Annotated in this window: 19 protein-coding genes and 1 pseudogene; 13 read left to right on the top strand and 7 right to left on the bottom strand. The window is 65.2% G+C overall.

Features of this window, described 5'->3' with window-relative positions:
- Nucleotides 1-31: 31 nt before the first annotated feature.
- The gene (locus CFB40_RS33310; RefSeq protein WP_089433710.1) at nt 32-2368 is read left to right on the top strand and encodes a putative bifunctional diguanylate cyclase/phosphodiesterase; all 2337 of its coding nucleotides are present in this window, start codon (nt 32-34) and stop codon (nt 2366-2368) included.
- Nucleotides 2369-2482: 114 nt separating this feature from the next.
- On the opposite strand, the gene CFB40_RS33305 is transcribed toward CFB40_RS33310, so the two are convergent.
- The 7 genes from CFB40_RS33305 to CFB40_RS33275 form a co-directional block, all read right to left on the bottom strand.
- Nucleotides 2483-2872, bottom strand: coding sequence for a carboxymuconolactone decarboxylase family protein (locus CFB40_RS33305; RefSeq protein ID WP_089433709.1), 390 nt, complete (start codon nt 2870-2872; stop codon nt 2483-2485).
- Between the two features lie 132 nt (nt 2873-3004).
- Nucleotides 3005-4417, bottom strand: coding sequence for a purine-cytosine permease family protein (locus CFB40_RS33300; RefSeq protein WP_089433708.1), 1413 nt, complete (start codon nt 4415-4417; stop codon nt 3005-3007).
- A 108-nt stretch (nt 4418-4525) separates the two neighbouring features.
- Nucleotides 4526-5995: an aldehyde dehydrogenase gene (locus tag CFB40_RS33295; protein WP_089433707.1), complete on the bottom strand. Its 1470-nt coding sequence runs from the start codon at nt 5993-5995 to the stop codon at nt 4526-4528.
- Nucleotides 5996-6007: 12 nt separating this feature from the next.
- The gene (locus tag CFB40_RS33290; RefSeq protein WP_089433706.1) at nt 6008-7045 is read right to left on the bottom strand and encodes an LLM class flavin-dependent oxidoreductase; all 1038 of its coding nucleotides are present in this window, start codon (nt 7043-7045) and stop codon (nt 6008-6010) included.
- Nucleotides 7046-7056: 11 nt separating this feature from the next.
- Nucleotides 7057-7992 carry a flavin reductase gene (locus CFB40_RS33285; RefSeq protein ID WP_089433705.1) on the bottom strand — a complete coding sequence of 312 codons (936 nt, stop codon included), beginning with the start codon at nt 7990-7992 and terminating at the stop codon, nt 7057-7059.
- A 1-nt stretch (nt 7993) separates the two neighbouring features.
- Nucleotides 7994-8812 carry an alpha/beta fold hydrolase gene (locus CFB40_RS33280; protein WP_089433704.1) on the bottom strand — a complete coding sequence of 273 codons (819 nt, stop codon included), beginning with the start codon at nt 8810-8812 and terminating at the stop codon, nt 7994-7996.
- A complete protein-coding gene (locus CFB40_RS33275; protein WP_089433703.1) occupies nt 8781-9383 on the bottom strand; it encodes an amino acid synthesis family protein in 603 nt (200 codons plus the stop codon). Before CFB40_RS33275 ends, CFB40_RS33280 begins: the two co-directional genes overlap by 32 nt.
- 110 nt (nt 9384-9493) lie before the next feature.
- Here CFB40_RS33275 and CFB40_RS33270 point away from each other — a divergent pair, with 110 nt between their 5' ends.
- From CFB40_RS33270 to CFB40_RS33220, 12 genes and pseudogenes are all read left to right on the top strand, one after another.
- A complete protein-coding gene (locus CFB40_RS33270) occupies nt 9494-9784 on the top strand; it encodes a DUF1330 domain-containing protein (protein ID WP_089433702.1) in 291 nt (96 codons plus the stop codon).
- A gap of 148 nt (nt 9785-9932) precedes the next feature.
- Nucleotides 9933-10619, top strand: a complete 687-nt coding sequence (locus tag CFB40_RS33265) for a GntR family transcriptional regulator (RefSeq protein ID WP_071335973.1) — start codon at nt 9933-9935, stop codon at nt 10617-10619.
- A 277-nt stretch (nt 10620-10896) separates the two neighbouring features.
- Nucleotides 10897-11328: pseudogene (locus tag CFB40_RS33260) on the top strand (flavin reductase); the annotation flags it as partial.
- Nucleotides 11329-11507: 179 nt separating this feature from the next.
- Nucleotides 11508-12539: an ABC transporter substrate-binding protein gene (locus CFB40_RS33255; protein WP_089433701.1), complete on the top strand. Its 1032-nt coding sequence runs from the start codon at nt 11508-11510 to the stop codon at nt 12537-12539.
- A gap of 96 nt (nt 12540-12635) precedes the next feature.
- Complete coding sequence (locus CFB40_RS33250; protein WP_089433700.1) at nt 12636-13520, top strand: ABC transporter permease; 885 nt, start codon at nt 12636-12638, stop codon at nt 13518-13520.
- Between the two features lies 1 nt (nt 13521).
- Complete coding sequence (locus CFB40_RS33245) at nt 13522-14319, top strand: ABC transporter permease (protein ID WP_089434018.1); 798 nt, start codon at nt 13522-13524, stop codon at nt 14317-14319.
- Between the two features lie 16 nt (nt 14320-14335).
- Entirely contained in the window at nt 14336-15433 is a 1098-nt protein-coding gene (locus tag CFB40_RS33240) for an ABC transporter ATP-binding protein (protein ID WP_089433699.1), read from the top strand.
- A 14-nt stretch (nt 15434-15447) separates the two neighbouring features.
- A complete protein-coding gene (locus CFB40_RS33235) occupies nt 15448-16155 on the top strand; it encodes a GntR family transcriptional regulator (protein ID WP_089433698.1) in 708 nt (235 codons plus the stop codon).
- A 192-nt stretch (nt 16156-16347) separates the two neighbouring features.
- Nucleotides 16348-17808, top strand: coding sequence for an NAD-dependent succinate-semialdehyde dehydrogenase (locus CFB40_RS33230; protein WP_373452704.1), 1461 nt, complete (start codon nt 16348-16350; stop codon nt 17806-17808).
- A 386-nt stretch (nt 17809-18194) separates the two neighbouring features.
- Complete coding sequence (locus CFB40_RS33225) at nt 18195-19388, top strand: WG repeat-containing protein (protein ID WP_174970632.1); 1194 nt, start codon at nt 18195-18197, stop codon at nt 19386-19388.
- 181 nt (nt 19389-19569) lie between these two features.
- Complete coding sequence (locus CFB40_RS38380) at nt 19570-19767, top strand: hypothetical protein (protein ID WP_143329922.1); 198 nt, start codon at nt 19570-19572, stop codon at nt 19765-19767.
- A 17-nt stretch (nt 19768-19784) separates the two neighbouring features.
- Entirely contained in the window at nt 19785-20102 is a 318-nt protein-coding gene (locus tag CFB40_RS33220; RefSeq protein ID WP_089430123.1) for a co-chaperone GroES, read from the top strand.
- Nucleotides 20103-20128 lie beyond the last annotated feature (26 nt).

Below are 20128 nucleotides of genomic sequence, written 5' to 3'. Positions count from 1 at the left end.
CCCGCCCCCGGGTTGCCGCCGGCAGGCTCACATGAAAATCCTCTACGCACGGATGGCAAGACTGGCAAGCCTCGCGGCGCCGGACCGGAACCCGGACCTGCTCGCGGCGCAATACCGGGTATTCGCCGGCCAGATCCCGGTGTCGTACCTGATCCTCATCTCGAGCACCTGGAGCCTCGCCGTCACGCACCTCGGCAGCACGCCGTGGTGGCTGTCGGTCGCGATGCCGGCCGCGATGACGCTCGCCGCGCTCGCGCGGCTGCTGCACTGGCACCGCACCCGGCTGCTGGAGCCGACGCCGGACACCGTGATGCGTGCGCTCACGGTTACGAACTGGCTGGTGATCCCGGTCGCGGTGACGTTCACCACCTGGGCGCTGCTGCTGTTCCCGTACGGCGATGCGTGGCAAAAGGCCCAGGTGGCGTTCTACATGGCGATCACGATGATCGGTTGCGTCTTCAGCCTGATGTACCTGCGGACGGCCGCGCTGAGCGTGGCCTTGATCGTCAACGTCGCGTTCATCGTGTTCTTCATCTCGACCGGCCAGCCGACGCTCGTCGCCACCGCGGTCAACATGGCCTTCGTGTCGGCGTCGCTGATCGCCGTCATCTCCGTCAACTACCGGAGCGTCCTGCGCACCGTCGACGCGCAGGACGAATCGCGTCTGCGCGAGCAGGCGCAGACGCGGCTGATGCGGATGATCGACGACATGCCGGTGGCCGTGATGACGGCCGACCCGGAGACGTTCCGCATCAACTACCTGAACGCGACGTCGCGCAACCTGCTGCGCTCGATCGAGCACCTGCTGCCGATCCGCGCGGACGACGCGCTTGGCGCGTCGATCGACTTCTTCCACCCGCACCCGCACCCGCAGCACCAGCGCCGCCTGCTCGCCGATCCGGCGAACCTGCCGCATCGCGCCCGCATTCCGCTCGGGCCGGAAGTGCTCGACATCCAGGTCTCGGCCGTGCGCGACGCCCAGGGGCGCTACATCGGCCCGATGCTGTCGTGGTCGATCGTCACGCAGCAGGCCGAGGCGGAGGCGCGCATTCACCAGCTCGCGCATCACGATTCGCTCACCGGCCTGCCGAACCGCGCGACCTTCCTGGCCGAATTCGACGCGAGCCTGCGCCGCTCGGACAAGCTGCTCGCGCTGCTTTTCATCGACCTCGACGGCTTCAAGCTGATCAACGACGCGTGCGGGCATTCGGCCGGCGACGCGGTGCTGCGCCAGGTCGCGGAGCGCCTGCGCGGGCAGTGCCCCGAGCCGGGGATGATGCTGGGGCGCATCGGCGGCGACGAATTCGCGGTGCTGCTGCGCGACACCGACGCGGACCGCGCGATGGGTGCGGCCGCGCGGCTCGTCGACACGCTCGTCGCCCCCTATGCGCCGTCGCCCGACCGGCCGTTCCGCATCGGTGCATCGATCGGCTGCGTGCTGGCGCCGCATCACGGCAACGACGCCGGCGCGCTGCTGTCCCGCGCGGACATGGCGCTCTATGCGGCCAAGAAAGCCGGGAAGGGCACCTACCGGATGTTCTCGCCGGACATGGAATCGAGCGCGCAGGAGCGGGTCGCGCTCGAATCGAAGCTGCGCGTCGCGCTGGACGAGAACCAGGGGCTGTACGTGTTCTACCAGCCGATCGTCGATGTCCTCACCCGCCAGATCACGGCGCGCGAGGCGCTGCTGCGCTGGCATCATCCGCGCACCGGCTGGATTTCGCCGGGCTGCTTCATTCCGGTGGCCGAGCGCGGCGGCCTGATCGACCGGCTCGGCCGCTTCGTGCTCGAGCAGGCCTGCCGGGAGGCGGCGCGCTGGCCCGACGGTGCGCGCGTTGCCGTCAACGTGTCGGCGGGGCAGCTCGGCCACGGCACGATTGCGCCGACCTTAGCGGCGGCGCTGGCCGGCGCGGGCCTCGCGCCCGACCGGCTGGAAATCGAGGTGACGGAAACCGCGCTGCTGCACGACGAGGGCAAGGCCATCGCGGACCTGCGCGCACTGCGTTCGATGGGCGTGCGCGTCGCCCTTGATGACTTCGGCACCGGCTTCTCGTCGCTCGCGCATCTGCGCGCGTTCCCGTTCGACAAGATCAAGATCGACGGCAGCTTCGTGCGCGATGCAGTCACGCGCCCGGACTGCGCGGCCGTCGTGCGCACGGTGGCCGATCTCGGCAAGCGCCTCGGCGTGACGACCGTCGCGGAAGGCGTCGAGACGGAGGAGCAGCTGGCGTGCATCACGGATGCCGGCTGCCGCGAGGTGCAGGGCTTCCTGATCGGCAAGCCCGCGCCGGGCGAGCAGGATGCGCCGGCCATCCGCTGGATCGAGCGGGCCGCGCTGGCGGCGCAGGCCACGGCCAGGCAGGCGTGAGCGGCGGCGGGACGGCCGGACTGGCGAATACCCGATACGGATCGGCGGGCGCCAGCGCGGAACGGACGCCGTGTCGTCGGCACTGGCGCCGCTGCGTCTTTCAGCCGTCGGCGTTCACTTCAACGCGCCTTCGGCCACCAGCACTTCGTGTGCGGCCTTGAATGCGCTCAGGCCGTGCGGGATGCCCGAGTAGGCGGTCGCGTGCAGGAGTGTCGCCCTGATTTCATCCACGCTCACCCCGGTGTTGAGCGCACCCTTGACGTGCAGCTTGAGTTCGTTGGTGTGACCGGCGGCCGTCAACATCGCGAGATTGAGCAGGCTGCGTGTCTTGCGATCGAGCGTGTCGTCGCCCCAGGCCCATCCCCAGGCCCATGCGGTCGTCGCGCGCTGGAACGACATCATGAACGCGTCGGCCTTTTCCATCGACGCATCGACATACTCCGCGCCGAGCACTTCCCGGCGAATCGGCAATCCCTTCTGAAACAGCGCATCATCTTCGTTCATGTTCGACTCCTTGGTTGGCGCAAGCGCGCCTTTGCAAACCTGCCGTCATCGTTCGCACGGGAAGGCGGAGCGGCGCGCGAGCGCCGTTCCGCGTACACCTCGCCGGCGAACGGCCACCGTATCCGCTTGTGTTCACTTCATCGCCTCGGCGGCTACCGGGCACCCGCGGCGGGCACGCGAACCATTCCTCGACGCGAACAGATAGCAGGCCAGCGCCGTAGCGACGAGGCCCACCATCCACGAGATGTCCGCGCCACCGAGGAGCGATGCCCACGGGCCGTGGAAAAAGGGCTCGTCCATGAACGGCACCTGGACGGCAATGCCGAACACGTAGATCGCCATGGTCTTGACGTTGAACGCCCCGTACGCGCCACCGTGGCTGCCGATGATTTCAGCGACCCGGTAGTGCCGGTCGTTGACGAGATAGAAGTCGATCAGGTTGATCGCGACCCAGGGCGCCAGAACGATGCGCATCGCGAAGACCGCGTTGAGGAAGATCGCGATGAAGTTGCTCGATGCCCACAGCGCGGTGGCGGTGGACGCGACCAGCAGGATCGTCGAGACGACGACGCGCACGCTGCGGCCGGGAACCCAGTGAGGCCGGAAAGTCTGCGCGGCGGTGATGAAGGACAGCACCGCGCCATACAGGTTCATTCCGTTGTGGCCGATGATGTTGACCAGGAACAGAAAGATCAGCACGTAGCCGAAGGCACCGGTCTGATCGCGGATCGCCTGCATCGCGTCCGTGGAATGTCCGGTGCTGACGGCGAGCACGCCGAACAGGAACGCGAAGATCGTACCGAGCGACGTGCCGAAGTATGTGTACGCAAAGGTCTTCGCGAATCCGGTGGAGGCCGGCAGATAGCGCGAATAATCGGACGTATAGGGTGCGAAGCTGATTTGCCATACCGCGCACAGTCCGAACACCGCGAACCAGTTGGCGAGATCGAACTGGCCCTGCTGGAACATCCGGGCGTCGAAGTTCGGCGCCATCAGCGCGATGCCGACGACGAGCGCGCCGCCCATGAACCACGCGCCCACCTTGTTGAAGCGGTGAATGAAGTGACAGCCGATCACGCCGACCAGCGTTGCGAGCACGGCGCCGATAACGGTTGCAACCGGCACGGGCACCGAAGGCGCTGCCGTATGAAGCGTCTTGCCCGCGAGAATGATGTTCGACACGAAGAAGCCGAGGTAGATCAGCGTCGTGAATCCCACCACCAGCAGCGACCCGTATCGACCGAACTGGGCCCGGCTCTGGATCATCTGCGGTACGCCGACGAGCGGCCCTTGCGCGGACGTGAGCGCATGGAAGATCGCGCCGAAGAACTGCCCGGCCGCGATCGCGAAAATCGCACTCACGAAATCGAGGTGGAACACCAGCACCGACGTGGCGCCGGAAATCACGGCGAGCGGCGCGACGTTCGTGCAGAACCACAGGGTGAACAGGTCGGCCGGCTTGCCGTGCCGGGCCTCGTGGGCAACATAGTCGATCGAGTTGCTTTCGATAGCCAGAACGCCGCTATCGCTTTCCGGGTGTGTCATGCTGTCTCCATCCTTATTGCCCGGGCGAGCCGGAGCACGCACGTTCCTGCGCGGCCCGGCGCCACCTTCGAGGCTTTTGATCGGTACTGCGGGTGAATGCGCCGTTGCTCAACGCATCACGAACGGATCGCTGATCGGCTCGTCCGACGTGCGAAGCCATACGGATTTCGTCGTCGTGTATTCGAGCGCGGCGCTCAAACCGCCTTCGCGGCCGTGCCCCGACAAACCGAAGCCGCCGAACGGCACGAGCGGCGACACCGCCCGATACGTGTTGATCCAGACGATGCCCGAGCGCACGCGCTTCGACACACGGTGAGCGCGGGTGAGGTTGGTCGTGAAAATGCCCGCCGCGAGGCCAAAGGCCGTGCTGTTGGCCTTGGCGATCGCTTCTTGCTCGGATTCGAACGTGTCGACCGACAGCACCGGGCCGAACAGTTCCGTCGTGATGCTGTCGGCACCGTCGACGCCGGTGCAATCCAGAATCGTCGGCGCGTAGTAGTACCCGTCGCGCTCCAGCCTGTTCCCGCCGGCGAGCACTTTCGCGCCCTGGCGCACGGAGCGCGCGACGACCGCCTCGATGTGGCGAAGCTGTCGCTCCGTGCAGAGCGGCCCGTACTCCGTTGCCATCTCGCCGGGCGAACCCACGCGAATGCGCGCTACGCGTTCGACCAGCAGTGCCAGGAACCGCTCCTTGACGGAGGCCTCGATCAGCAGGCGCGAACCGGCCACGCAGCTCTGGCCGCTCGCGGCGAAGATCGCGGCGACCTGCGCATTGACCGCGCTCTGGATATCGGCATCGGCGAACACGATGAACGGCGACTTGCCGCCGAGCTCAAGCGACACCTTCGCGAGATTGTTCGCCGTGTTCCGCACGATGTGGCGCGCAGTCTCGGGGCCGCCGGTGAACGCGACCTTGTCCACGCCGGGATGGCTGCTCAGCACCGCGCCGCATTCCGGACCGAAGCCGGTGATGACGTTGACGACGCCGGGCGGAAATCCCGCCTCGTGCACGAGCCGCGCGAATTCGAGCAATGGGCCCGGCGCTTCCTCGGACGCCTTGAGCACCACCGTGCAGCCGGCCGCGAGCGCCGGCCCGACCTTGACCGCGGACAGGAACAGCTGGCTGTTCCAGGGCACGATCGCGGCGACCACGCCGACGGGCTGCCGTTCGAGCCAGACCTGCATGTCGGGCTTGTCGACGGGGATATGGCTGCCTTCGAGCTTGTCGGCAATGCCTGCGTAATACCGGTAGTACTCCGCGACATAGGCGATCTGGCTCGACGTTTCCCGGATGATCTTGCCGGTGTCCGTCGTTTCGATTTCAGCGAGCCGTGGCGCCGCCTGTTCGACGAGATCGGCGAGCTTGTGCAGCAGCTTGCCGCGCGCCGACGCGGAAAGGCCGGCCCATTGCGGATCGGTCAGTGCGCGGCCGGCCGCCACGACCGCGCGGTCGACCTCGTCGGTGCGGGCTTCCGGCATCTGCGCCCATACCGCGCCGGTCGCAGGATTCACGCTGCCGAACGTCGCGGCGCCGGGCTCGAACCGGCCATCGATATACAGCTGGAATTGCACATTCATGGCATCGGGACCTTATTGGAAGGCAGGCATCACGTCGCGGATCATCCGTTCGAGCGACGCCTTCTTGCGCTCGAAGCTCATGCCGGTGTCGATCCAGAACGAATACTCGTCGAAGCCGAGCGCTTCGTACGCTTTCAGGCGTGCAATGACTTCCGCGGGCGTGCCGATCACGTTGTTCTTGCGCATCGCTTCCGGCGTATAGAACGGGTGCGCGGCGATTTCTTCCTTGCTCAGCGGCTTGATCATCCCGCGGCTGATCGGACGCTCGTTCTTGAACCACGCGCCGAAGTAGTTGTAGAACACGTTGATTTCGTCGGCGGCCACCTGTGCGTCGTCCTCGCTGCTCGCCACGTAGGTGTGACGCAGCAGCATGATCTTCGGGCGCGGCATGTCGCTGAATTTCTCGCACGCGGCGTTGAAATGGCCGACCAGCTTCTCGACTTCCTCGTCGCCGAAATGCAGCGGCGTGACCTGCACGTTGCAGCCGTTGGCCACCGCGAACTCGTGGCTGTTCGGATCGCGTGCCGCTACCCAGATCGGCGGATGCGGTTGCTGCAGCGGCAGCGGCGACGACGTCGTCGCCGGGAATTGCCAGAACTCGCCGTCGTGCGCGTAATCGCCTTCCCACAGCTTCTTCACCGCCGGAATCAGTTCGCGCATGCGCTGGCCCGCGCCCCATGCATCGAGCCCCGGCATCAGGCGCTCGTATTCGAACGAGTATGCGCCGCGTGCGATCCCCAGTTCCAGGCGGCCGCCCGAGATGATGTCGGTCATCGCGGCTTCGCCGGCGAGCTTGATCGGGTGCCAGAACGGCGCGACGACCGTGCCCGTGCCGAGCCGCACGCGCGTCGTCTTGTTCGCGAGATCGGCGAGGTTGATGAACGGATTCGGCGCGATCGTGAAGTCCATGCCGTGATGCTCGCCGGTCCAGACCGCATGCATGCCGCCGCGATCGGCGATCTGACACAGTTCGACCATTTCGTCGTACAGCTGCTTTTGGCTGGTCTGGTCGGAGACGCGCTCCATGTGAACGAAAAGCGAAAAACGCATGATGTGACCTTTCAGGAAAGAAGCGGGCGGACGGTGCCGGTGCTGTGATCGCCGAAGTAGAGGCCGTAGCTCTTCAACTGGCTCTCCCTGCGATAGCGTTCGAGCATGCTCGCGAGGGCGCTGTCCTGGAACGCGCTCGTCTCGATGTCGTCGAGGTTCACGAATTCGCCGGCCGCCGCCACTTCGTCCGGTGCGCTGCAGAGGAACGAGATGTACTGGTAGTGCGTCTCGGTATTGTTGTAGACCGAATAGATAAAGCTTGCCGATGCGTCCGGCTGGTATCGCCGGAAGAGGTCGGCGAGCGCCTTGTCGGCGCCTTCGTTGCCGATTTCCTTCGTGGGCAGCGCCCACTTGCCGTCGGCCGTCTTCTCCATGAGCACCTTGTCGTCGCGCGTGATGATCGCGCTGACGATCACCTTCGGCCCGGCGATGACTTCGGCCGACACCTTCGCCGGCGTGAAATAACCGCCGCGGTAGTAGCCGAGGCCCGCGTAGCCGGCGGAATGAAACGCCTCGACCTTGCCGACCAGCAGCGCATGATCGCCCGCATCGATCACCGCGTGCGTCGTGCAGTCGAACCATGCGCTGACGTCGTCGATGAGCGGATTGCGATGGGCGCTGAGTTGCCAGTCGACCTTCGCGAAGCGATCTTCGCTGGGCCGGGCAAACGTGTTGGACAGGTCCTTTTGCCCCTCCGCGAGAATGTTGATCGCGAAATGGCCCGTGGTGGAAAACGTCTGGTAATTGCTCGACGTCTTCGCGATGCTCACGAGCAGCAGGGCGGGATCCAACGACACGGACGAGAACGAATTCGCGGTGAAGCCGAGCGGCTGGTCGTCGTCGCGGGCGGTGGTGACGATCGTCACGCCCGTCATGAACACGCCGAACGCGTCGCGCAGCTCGCGGGTGTTGATCGCCGGGGCTTCCTGGCTGGTTGCTTGGCTCATGTCACACTTCCGATTTCAGGGTTTCCGCCTGTGGCTCGGTCTGCAACCAGGCACGCAGGGCGCGATTGACTTCGTCGGGCGCGGTCAGGTTCACCATGTGGCGCTCGTTCTCGATCACGACGGCCTTCCCGTCGTGCGCGGCCAGCGCCATCTGCCTGGCCATCTCCGGCGTCGAATTCGGGTCGTCCGACCCGGTGAGCACGAGAGCAGGGCAGGCAATCCGGTGCCAGCCGTCCGCATACACTTCGTCGCCCTTCGCGAACGCCGTGTACGCGGTGGCGTAGCCCGCCAGGTCGACGGACTGCAGCCAGGATTCGACTTGTCGCGCGGCGGCTTGCTGCGCTTCGTCGGCGTTGAACCAGCGGCGCAGCGGCGTTTCCACGTCGATCGTTCCCGAACGCAGTTCCGCGGCGCGCTGCAGCACGGCTTCGCGTGCCTGCTCGGTGCGACGGTAGACGCCGTTCAGGACGGCCACCCGCTTGACCAGGTCGGGCCGCGTGACGGCGACGCCGGCGGCAATCAGCGAACCCATCGAGTGGCCCGCCAGGTTCACGGGGCCGGCGTGAAGCGCGTCGATGAACTCGATCGCCCACTGCACGAACTGCTGCAGGTCGGCGTCGGTGTCGAGGGCATCGCTCGCGCCGTGGCCCGGCATGTCGACCGAAATCACGCGGAATTCGCGCGACAGGTCGTCGATCTGCGGATACCACGCGTTCGCCTGCATGCCCACGCCGTGAATCAGGACCAGCGGTTCGCCGGCACCCTCGTCGAGATAGTGGACGACGCGGTTATTTGACAGCGGCAGGATTCTTGACGTCATTTCCGAGCTCTGCGAGATCTTTGTAGCGGTCGCCGATGCGGTGATGCGGACGGCCGGCGGTGGCGGCGCCGATGGCGATGACCAGTTCGTCGGCGGCCGGTGCGTCCGGAATCGAGAACTGGAGCGTCAGGTAGTGGGAACGGCGGCCTTCGTCGTTCTTGTCCATCATCGGGATCAGCAGCGGCGCATTGGCCGGGCCGCGCGTGTTGTTGAACGCGAGGTACGACTTCGCGCCGACGGCCGTGCGATAGGCGTTGCCGAAATGCAGCGTGTGGATCAGCGCGGACGCATGCTCGATCTCGCCGTCGAGGCCGACGATCGCACTCTTGCCGAACGCTTCGACGGCGTCGCCCGAACCGGCTTCGTCGAGGATCAATTTGGTCAGGTGTTCGCTGAGCTGCGGCGCGAGCGCGCGAATCTCCGGCGACAGGTCCTCGACATATCCGCGGCCCGCCCACGGGTTCTTGATCACGGCGACCGCCCCGATCATCTTCAGCGGCTTCGCCGCGACCTTGTCGCCATCGACGTAAAGGGTCTCGACATGGAGGACGGATTTCCGAATCAGGCTCATGGCACCTTCCTTTCGTGCGTTGATTGTGGAATTCATTGTGGTATACCATGTTACGGCATGCCATGAGTGTTAACCCTCGTCAGGAAATTTCTCGAAAGTGGAGGTGGACAATGACCGCGTACTGGATTGCTCACGTAACGGTGCTGAACCCCGCGAAATACAAGGACTACACGGACATCGCGCCGCAGGCGTTCAGGAAGTTCGGCGCCGTTTTTCTCGCACGGGGCGGTGCGTCGCAGGTGCTGGAGGGGGAGTCGTTCGAGCGCCACGTGGTGATCCGCTTCGACGACATGCAAACGGCGCTCGCGTGTTATCACTCGCCCGAGTACCAGGCGGCGAAGTCGAAGCGGGACGGGCATTGCCGGGCGCAGATCGCGATCGTCGAAGGGCTGGAAGGCTGATCCGCGCGCTGAGGGCGGTCGAGGGCCACGAGCCGAGGTCGCGCGGGATGGAAAGCCTGCTGACAGTTAAGTCATAATATGGCATTCCATGTCTGCATCCGGCTCCTGGCCGGCCGCAGGCCATCTACCTGTTTCCAGAGTGCCGCCCATGCAAGACCTCAAGATCGACCGCAACGCCAAGACCCTGCGTGAACTGACGCTCGACAAACTGCGCGGGGCGATCGTGCAGGGCTATTTCCGGCCGGGCGCACGGCTCGTCGAGCGCACGCTGTGCGACGAACTCGGCGTGAGCCGTACGGTGGTGCGCGAGGTGCTGCGCCATCTGGAGACCGAAGGGCTGGTCGAGACCGTGTCGCGGCAAGGGCCGGTCGTCGCGCGGCTCGACCCCGCGCAGGTCGGCGAGATCTACGAGTTGCGCGGCCTGCTCGAGGCCAATGCCGCGCGCGCCTGTGCCGAGGGCGCGACGCCCGACGTCGTGCGGCAGCTGCGCGAGGTCCGCGCGGTGATCGAGGATGCGTTCGAGAAGCAGGAGTTGCCGCGCGTGCTCGAGTACACCGAGCGCTTCTACGAAACGCTGTTCGAAGCAGCCGGGAAACAGGTGTCGCTGACGGTCGTCAAGACGCTCAACGCGCGCATCAACCGGCTGCGCGCGCTGACCATCGCAATGCCGGGGCGCGGCGGCGACTCAAACGCCGAGATGAATCGCCTGCTCGACGCGATCGAACGACGCGACGGCGACGCGGCGTCGGCGGCGTCGGCCGCGCACATCAAGCGCGTCTCCGAGTTGGCATTGGCGGCACTCGCGCAACAGAACGAGGCCGTCACCGACAATTGACGGAATCCCGAGCGCGGGATTCGACACCCGCGGTTCGACACGAAAGGCCGCCGGCACACCCTGCCGGCGGCCTTTTGTTTTGTCCGCCGTTTTGTCTGTCGATTCAACTCATGGTATTCCATAATACTGTGCGCATTGTTGTGGGCCATAAGATGGAATACCATAATCTCATCAAGTAACGCAGCGATCACGGGAGAACGCCATGGCTGAGTCGATGACCGGACAAATCGCGGAACAGGCATTCGACACGCCGGGATTGCGTCGCGCGCTCGGCGCGCGCGCCTACGTTGGGGCGATCCTGGAACATCGCGACGGGCTCGTGCTCGTCGACACCGCGCAAGGGCTGCGGTTGCCGGCCGGCATCAGGCTCGAACCGGCCAGCGACGCGGCCAGCCTGCGCGGCGTACTCGCGAAGCTCGGGCTCAACGTGCATCTCGACTTCCTGTTCGCGGTGTTCGAGGCGAGCGACGAGCGGCGGCCGGGCGTACACATCTATTACCGCGGCCGCGTGATTCCCACCGGTTCGCCATGGTTCGACGACAGCATCCGCATCGTGCCGCTCTGGCAGATTCCGTGGCACGACATCACCGACGCCGCCGTGCGCGCGATGCTCGAACGCTATGTGAGGGAACGCAGGCAGGACACATACGGCATCTATGTCGGCGATGCGGAAGCAGGAACGGTGCAGACGCTTGCGCTTTCACATTGAGGATACCTGCCTATCCACGAAAGCCGACGCGTAGCCTGCGTCGGCACCATCGCGGCGAAGCGATGCAAAACAAGATCATGAAGCCGGCGCGATCTGCGTCGCCGGCCCGAATACGCGTGTTCGGATGGCTGCCGCCCCGGTGGTCGCGATGCGCAACCGTTTTCCCCTGGAGAGAGACGATGAGCAGCAGAAGCCTTTCACGATTCGCCCCGATGGCCATGCTTTGCGCGGCGACACTCGCCGCGGCGCCGGCACTGGCCGCGGAGCCGATTGTGTTCACGAGCTGGGGTGGCACGACGCAATCGTCGCAGCAGAAGGATTGGGCGCAGCCGTTCACGCAGGCGAGCGGCATCAGCGTGCTGATGGACGGGCCGACCGACTACGGCAAGCTCAAGGCGATGGTCGACAGCGGCAACGTCAACTGGGACGTGGTGGACGTGGAGGGCGACTTCGCGTACGCGGCCGCGCAGGCCGGCCTCGTCGAGCCGATCGATTACTCGGTGGTGAAGAAGGACGAGCTCGACCCGCGCTTCTCGACGACCCATGCGGTGGGGAGCTTCTACTACTCGTTCGTGCTGGGCTTCAACAAGTCGAGCTTCAAGGGCGCGCAACCGCAGTCGTGGGCCGACCTGTTCGATACGAAGAAATTCCCGGGCAAGCGGACGCTCTACAAGTGGTCCGCGCCCGGCGTGCTCGAAATCGCGCTGCTGGCCGACGGCGTACCGGCGAACAAGCTCTATCCGCTCGACCTCGATCGGGCATTCAAAAAACTCGACACGATCAAGAGCAACATCGTGTGGTGGAGCGGCGGCGCGCAGTCGCAGCAATTGCTCGCGTCGGGCGAGGCGCCGATGGGCATGTTCTGGAATGGGCGCCTGCATGCGCTCGCACAGACCGGCGTGCCGGTCGGCATCTCGTGGAACCAGAACCTGACGGCTGCCGACATGCTCGTGATTCCGAAGGGCGCGAAGCACAAGGCCGAAGCGATGAAGTTCCTGGCGGCGGCCACTAGCGCCCAGGCGCAGGCGAAGTTCGCGGCGGATACGGGGTACGCGCCGATCAACGTGAAGTCGGCGGCGCTGATGCCCGCCGCGGTGGCGAAGACGCTGCCCGATCAGTACAAGGATTCGCAGATCAACCTGGACATGAAGTACTGGGCCGACCATCGCGACGCTATCGCGAAGCGCTGGTACGCGTGGCAATCGAAGTAGCACGACCCGACGTCGACGCAATCGACGCAGGCATGCCCCGACCCGCCCGTGACGCGGGCGGCGCATGACCGAAACAGGAGACAGGCAGGAGACACCATGCCCAATGTTCTGAGTACCGTCGCTCATCCGCCGGCGAAGGCCGCGCGCAGGCGGCCCGACTGGCGCAACATCCGCCTGCTGATCCCGGCGATGCTGCTGCTTGCGATCTTCTTCCTGCTGCCGGTGCTGTCGCTGCTGTTGCGCAGCGTGCTCGAGCCGGCGCCCGGCCTGCAGAACTACGTGCAACTGCTCGGTTCGACCACCTACCTGCGCGTGTTCGGGAACACGTTCCTGGTTGCAACCGTCGTGACGGTGGTGACCGTCGCGATCGGCTTTCCGACAGCATGGCTGCTCGCCATCGCGCCCAGGAAGCTGAGCTCGGTGCTGTTCTCGATCCTGCTGCTGTCGATGTGGACCAACCTGCTGGCGCGGACGTTTGCGTGGATGGTCCTGCTGCAGGCAACCGGGCCGATCAATCGGGTGTTGATGGCGCTCGGCATCGTCAGCGAGCCGCTGGCGCTGGTGAACAACCTGGTCGGCGTGACGATCGGCATGACCTACATCATGCTGCCGTTCCTCGTGATGCCGCTGCACGCGACGCTGCGCGGCATCGACCCGTCCACGCTGCGCGCCGCGGCGGTCTGCGGGGCGACCCGCTGGCAGGCGTTCTGGCGGATCCTCGTGCCGCTCGCGATGCCCGGCATCGCGTCGGGTGCGCTGATGGTGTTCGTGATGGCGCTCGGCTATTTCGTGACGCCGGCACTGCTGGGCGGCGCGCAATACATGATGCTGGCGGAACTGATCGCGCAGCTCGTCCAGCAGTTGCTGAACTGGGGGCTCGCCGGCGCCGCGGCACTGGTGCTGCTTGCGGTGACGCTGTCGCTCTATGCGCTTCAGCTGCGCTTTACGGGTGCCGCGCGCACCGGCATGGGAGGTCGCTGACATGTTGCTGGATTTCGACCGTCTGGGTGCGTTGCGCTGGCTGCTGCTGTCGGTCGGCGGCGCGGTTGCCCTGTTTCTTCTGCTCCCGATCCTGTTCATCGTCGCGCTGTCGTTCGGCGATTCGCAGTGGCTGATCTTCCCGCCCCCCGGCTGGACGCTGGACTGGTACCGCCAGTTGTTCACCGACGCGGGCTGGCTCGATTCGCTGATGACGAGCGCCAGGCTGGCCATCATCGTGACCGTGCTGTCGGTGCTGATCGGCTTTCTCGGGTCGCTGGCGCTAGTGCGCGGCAAGTTCCGCGGTCGCGCCGCCGTGCAGGCGTTCTTCCTCACGCCGATGGTGTTGCCGGTGGTCGTGCTGGCCGTGGCGCTCTATGCATTCGTTCTGCGCGTCGGCCTGGACGGCACGATGACGGGCTTCGTGATCGGCCACCTCATCATCGCGTTGCCGTTCTCGATCATTTCGATCAGCAACTCGCTCGCGAGCTTCGACACCGCGCTCGAGGAGGCCGCGCTGATCTGCGGTGCGTCGCCGCTCGAAGTCAAGCTGCGCGTGACGATACCCGCGATCCGGCTGGGCCTGTTCGCGGCCGCGATCTTCTCGTTTCTCGCGTCGTGGGACGAAGTGGTGGTGTCGATCTTCATGTCGAGCCCGACCTTGCAGACGCTGCCCGTCCGTATCTGGGCGACGCTGCGCCAGGACCTGACGCCGGTCGTCGCGGCCGCGTCTTCGTTGCTGGTCGGCTTGACGACCGTTCTGATGTTGGCGGGCGCGATGCTGCGGCGCCGCGCTCGATAAGTGAGGTGACCGAGCCATGACTTCCGCATTCCTGCAAATCCAGCGCCTGCGCAAGACCTACGACGATGTCGTCGCGATCGACCAGGTGTCGCTCGATGTCCGAAAGGGCGAATTCATGACGTTCCTCGGGCCGTCGGGCTCCGGCAAGAGCACCACGCTGTATATCGTCGCCGGCTTTCAGGAGCCGACCGAGGGCCGGGTGCTGCTCGACGGCAAGCCGTTGCTCGCCGTGGCGCCGAACAAGCGCAATATCGGCATGGTGTTCCAGCGCTACACGCTGTTTCCGCATATGACCGTCGGCCAGAACGTCGCCTTTCCGTTACGGGTGCGCCGCCAGCCGGAATCCGAGATTCGCAGGAAGGTCGACAGGATGCTGGCGCTCGTCCACCTGTCGGAGTTCCGTGACCGCATGCCGGCCCAGTTGTCCGGCGGCCAGCAGCAGCGCGTGGCGATCGCGCGCGCACTTGCCTACGATCCGCCGGTGCTGCTGATGGACGAGCCGCTGTCCGCGCTCGACAAGAAGCTGCGCGAAGAGATCCAGCTCGAACTGCGCCGCATTCACCAGGAAACCGGCGTCACCATTCTCTACGTCACGCACGACCAGGAGGAGGCACTGCGCCTGTCGGACCGGATTGCCGTGTTCAACAAGGGCTGCATCGAGCAATGCGGGACGGGCGAGGAGCTTTACGCGAACCCGGCTTCGCGCTTTGTCGCGAACTTCATCGGCAATTCCAATTTTCTTCCGGTGCGCGTCACCTCGGGCGGCACCGCGCAATCGAGCGCGGTGTTTCCGAGCGGCCACGCAGTGGCGACCGCGGGCAATGCGTCCGTCGCCGTCGGCGGAGACGGCACGCTGATGGTTCGCCCCGAGCAGATGCGCATCCGTGCCGCCAATGCGGTCGATGCGGCGCAACGCACGGCCGGCTTGCCGGTGACCGTACGCGACATCACATATCTCGGCGACGCGATGCACTACTCGGTCATGACGCCGTGGGAGCAGGAGATCTCCGTCCGGATGCCGGCAGGCGATCACCGGGACAGCGGCATCATCGTCGGTACCCAGGCGCTGGTGGACTGGGACGCGCGCGACGTGCGCCTGTTTGCGCAGGCATGAACCGGTAGTCGGCGATGCACGAATCGTTTCCATCCCTGAAGGTCGAGCGCCGTACGACCACGCTGCGGGAGCTCGTTCTCGAGAAAATGCGCACGGCCATCCTCGACGCGCGCTTCCTGCCGGGCGACCGGCTCGTCGAGCGGACCTTGTGCGAAGAGCTGGGCGTGAGCCGTACCGTCGTACGCGAGGTATTGCGCCATCTGGAGGCGGAAGGGCTCGTCGATACGGTACCCAACCAGGGCCCGATCGTCGCCGTGCTCGATCTCGATCGGGCAGCCGAGATCTACGAGATCCGGAGCTTGCTGGAAGGAGAGGCTGCTTCGGCATGTGCACGGCTGGCGGACGAACGGACGATCGCGGAACTGGAAGCGCTGATCGATCGCATCCGGGATGCATTCGAAAGCCGGGATTACCGCAGCGTCCGGATGCTCACGACGTCCTTTTACGAGCGCATGTTTCTTGCGGGGAAAAAGCAGGTGGCGTGGGAAATCGTGCAGTCGCTCATGGCGCGGATCAACCGCCTGAGAGCGATGACCATTTCGTCGGACGATCGCGGGCATCAGGCGGTCCAGGAGATGCGCCTGATCGTGGCGGCGATACGGGCCGGGAATGCCGCGGCTGCGAGCGAGGCGGCGATCGCGCATGTCGGCAGGGTCGCCGAAATTGCCCGGACGCTGTTGGCGGAGGGACAAGGGATCGCCGGTGGGAAACATGCCGGATGATCGTGCTGGCGCGTCGATCGGACCGGTTGAGGCGGAAGCGCTTTTTCTGACGCGAGTCCGTCCTGATTTTGTTGCAATGCTTGACCCGGCTTCGGAGCGCCATGACAGTCGACATGCCGCTGCGTGGCCGGATTTCATATTGGATTCGTATCGGATCAACCGATACATGTCTCTGCGAGTCGAGGAACGATGATGGAATTTGGAAGCGCGTTGAAGGATCCGGCGCTGTTCCGGCAACAGGCCTACGTGAACGGCGAATGGCAGGCCGCGGCAAGCGGCGAAACCTTCGAAGTCCGGGACCCGTCAACCGGAAACCTTGTCGGCACGGTGCCGTTGATGGGCACGGCCGAAACGCGTCACGCGATCGAAGCCGCGAACGCCGCCTGGCCGGCGTGGCGCAAGAAGACCGCGAAGGAACGCGCGGTCGTCCTGCGCAAGTGGCACGACCTGATGATGGAAAACGCCGACGACCTCGCGCTGATCCTGACCACCGAGCAGGGCAAGTCGCTGGCCGAAGCGAAGGGCGAGATCGGCTATGCCGCATCGTTCCTCGAGTGGTTCGCGGAAGAAGGCAAGCGCGTGTACGGCGACACGATCCCGACGCCGGCGAGCGACAAGCGCATCGTCGTGACGAAGGAAGCGATCGGCGTGTGCGCGGCGATCACGCCGTGGAACTTCCCGGCGGCGATGATCACGCGCAAGGTCGGCCCGGCGCTTGCCGCAGGCTGCCCGATCGTCGTGAAGCCGGCTGAGGCGACGCCGTTCTCCGCACTCGCGATGGCCGTGCTGGCCGAGCGCGCGGGCGTGCCGGCGGGCGTGTTCAGCGTCGTCACGGGCGATCCGAAAGCGATCGGCGGCGAGCTGACGTCGAACCCGATCGTGCGCAAGCTGTCGTTCACCGGCTCGACGCCGGTCGGCCGCCTGCTGATGTCGCAATGCGCGGCGACGGTCAAGAAGGTGTCGCTGGAGCTTGGCGGCAACGCGCCGTTCATCGTGTTCGACGACGCCGACCTCGATGCAGCCGTGCAGGGCGCGATCGCATCGAAGTACCGCAACAGCGGCCAGACCTGCGTGTGCACGAACCGTTTCTACGTGCATGAAGCCGTGTACGACCAGTTCGCGCAGAAGCTCGCGGCAGCCGTCGGCCAGCTGAAGGTGGGCCGCGGCACGGAGCCGGGCGTCACGCAAGGTCCGCTGATCAACGAAGCCGCCGTGCTGAAGGTCGAGGCGCACATCGAGGACGCGCTCGCGAAGGGTGCGACCGTCGTGACGGGCGGCAAGCGCCACGCGCTCGGCCACGGCTTCTTCGAGCCGACCGTGCTGACGGGTGTCACGCCGGCGATGAAGGTCGCGAAGGAAGAGACGTTCGGGCCGCTCGCGCCGCTGTTCAAGTTCGGCAGCGACGACGAAGTGATCCGCCTCGCGAACGACACCGAGTTCGGCCTGGCCGCGTACTTCTACAGCCGCGACATCGGCCGCGTGTGGAAGGTGGCGGAAGCGCTCGAATACGGGATGGTCGGCGTGAACACGGGCCTGATCTCGAACGAAGTCGCGCCGTTCGGTGGCGTGAAGCAGTCGGGCCTCGGCCGCGAAGGCTCGCACTACGGCATCGACGACTACGTCGTCATCAAATATCTGTGCCTGGCGGTTTGATCCGGCCGATCGCAACTGCGGTGCCGGAACAATCCGGCACGCAGTCGGAGCGGAGCAGAACGCCCTGAGTGACGGTTTTATTTCTCGGCCAGCCGATGCGGGTCCAAGCAGTTCAGGCCGGTCATCGTCGAAATCCGGAAAGACAACCACCCCGCGCGTGGTCAGGAATGCAGACTGATGCATCGCGACCGAATCCGTCAGCGTGCCGTCGATATCCGAGACAAGGATGTGTTCGGTTTGCGTTGAATGACATCGCGAAGGGGCGGCATGCCGTCTTTTCAGAACCGGCCGGTTCGATCAGTGGACTGGCGAGCCGCTATCATGAGCACCCGGGCCGCTGAATGCCGACGCATCACTCATGACAAGGAACTCCGATGGCGCATCGCATGTACATGTTCAACCTCCAGGACATCGGTCCGGCCGACACGCCATGCCTGAACATGGTGGAGTGGAACTATGACTTCCCGACGGTGCTGAGTCCGCTGCTCGCGGCTGGGCCATTCCTTGCGCGCAATCGTTGCAACGATACCGGCGACGATGACGGAATCTATGCCGAAGCGGAAGGCGGCAACGCACGGATGGCCCGGTTGTACGCGTTCCTGGAACGTCACGCCGACCGCCTGATCGACGATCTCGACGCATTCCGGGAAGCGAAGCGCAAGATATTGGCGTTCCTCGGGAATCGCGCGGTCCACCGCTACTTTCACCTGAACGGATGGGATGTGTTCAACCTGTCCGTGAAGCCGCACGTTGAACAGGCCCAAGCGCTGCTGGCGCGCATCGAGCGCGACAACGCGAGGATCGAGCACGCGATCGAGGCCGACGATCCCGCCATGCTCGACCAATGCGAAGGCCTGGCCGCAGAAGAGGTCACCAGCTTTCGCGAACTGATCAACCAGGATCACTACGACTACGGGTGGGAACCGTTGACGTCGATCTACTACGAGCAGATCGAAGTGTTCGAGCAGGACGAAAAAATGGGCATCATGGCGATCACGGGCGAGGTGCTGGTGCCGCCGCGCTACGACGAGATCGGTTTCGATTCATGGATGGAAGTTGCCGTCGTCCGGCAAGGCGACCGTTATGGGCATATCGATAGCCAAGGAAAAGAGATTACGCCGGTGCAGTACGAGCACGTCTGGGCATTCTGGCGCGGGGAATATGCGCGGGTGCGGCACGACGGCAAGTTCGGGGTGGTGGATCGCAACGGGGTACAGGTCGTCCCGTGCCGTTTTGCGGCGTTGACCGTGCTGCAACACTCCGGCAGCGAGTGTTGGGCCGCCCGCGAAGACGAACACTGGGGCGTGCTCGATGCTTCCGGGCAATGGCGTCTGCCGGCCGAGTACGATTCGATCGAGGATTCGATCGGCCGGATCGTTGCGATCCGCCCAGGCAGCGTCGTGCCGGACATCTTCACCTGCCGCTTCGCGCGGCTCGGAACATTGCCGGACGAGCAAATCCGGGCATACGAAGTCGAACAGGGTGAGGGCAGCAAGATGTATCACTATGAAGTGACGCATGCGGATACCGGTGCGGTCACCGTGTTCGATGAAGACGGCGTGCAGGTTCGCATCGACTGACGCCGAAGTACGTGAATTCGAAGACGGCGCGGGTTCGACGGGTTGCGCGACAGATCAGGACCGTACGTCCGCAATCACGCGTCGAACACGAAGTCTGCGACGACGGACTTGAGGCCGGTGGCGGGCGCCAGCCACCCTGTCCGGTGAGCCTTGAGCCCCGCGCCGGCATGGACACGGGCGCATGGTTTATCACCTCGGCACGGCTCAACGCATCCCTCGCGTTGCGCTGAAACAATTTGTTACAAAGAGCCGATTTCGCCCCCTTGAAGCGGGCGACCAGCACCTCTATTTCGCTTTCCGCCAGACAGTGGCACGGCTGCCCGGCAGCGGCGCTTGCGTCGCCATGCCCGGCAGGCGGATTCCTTTTTCGATCCTTTAATCGCTCAGGAGATGAGAATGCAGATTCGTCCCCTCTACGACCGGGTTATCGTCAAGCGAATCGAAACGCAGCGGACGACGGCCTCGGGCATCGTGATTCCCGATTCGGCCGCGGAAAAGCCCGAGCAGGGTGAAGTCGTCGCGGTCGGCAGTGGCCGGCTGCTGCAGGATGGAACGCTTCGCGCGCTCCAGTTGAAAGCGGGTGACCAGGTTCTCTTCGGCAAATACGCGGGCCAGACCGTCAAGGTCGATGGCGAGGAACTCCTCGTCATGCGCGAGGAGGACGTCATGGGCGTCCTCGAAGCCGATACCGGCGCGTCCCGCCAGGCCGCCTGAGATCCCGGGTAGATCGCGAACTCCCA

It is taken from the genome of Burkholderia sp. AU31652 (genome assembly GCF_002223155.1).
In the GTDB taxonomy this organism is placed as follows: Bacteria; Pseudomonadota; Gammaproteobacteria; order Burkholderiales; family Burkholderiaceae; genus Burkholderia.
This window is presented reverse-complemented; position numbering and strand designations above follow the sequence as displayed.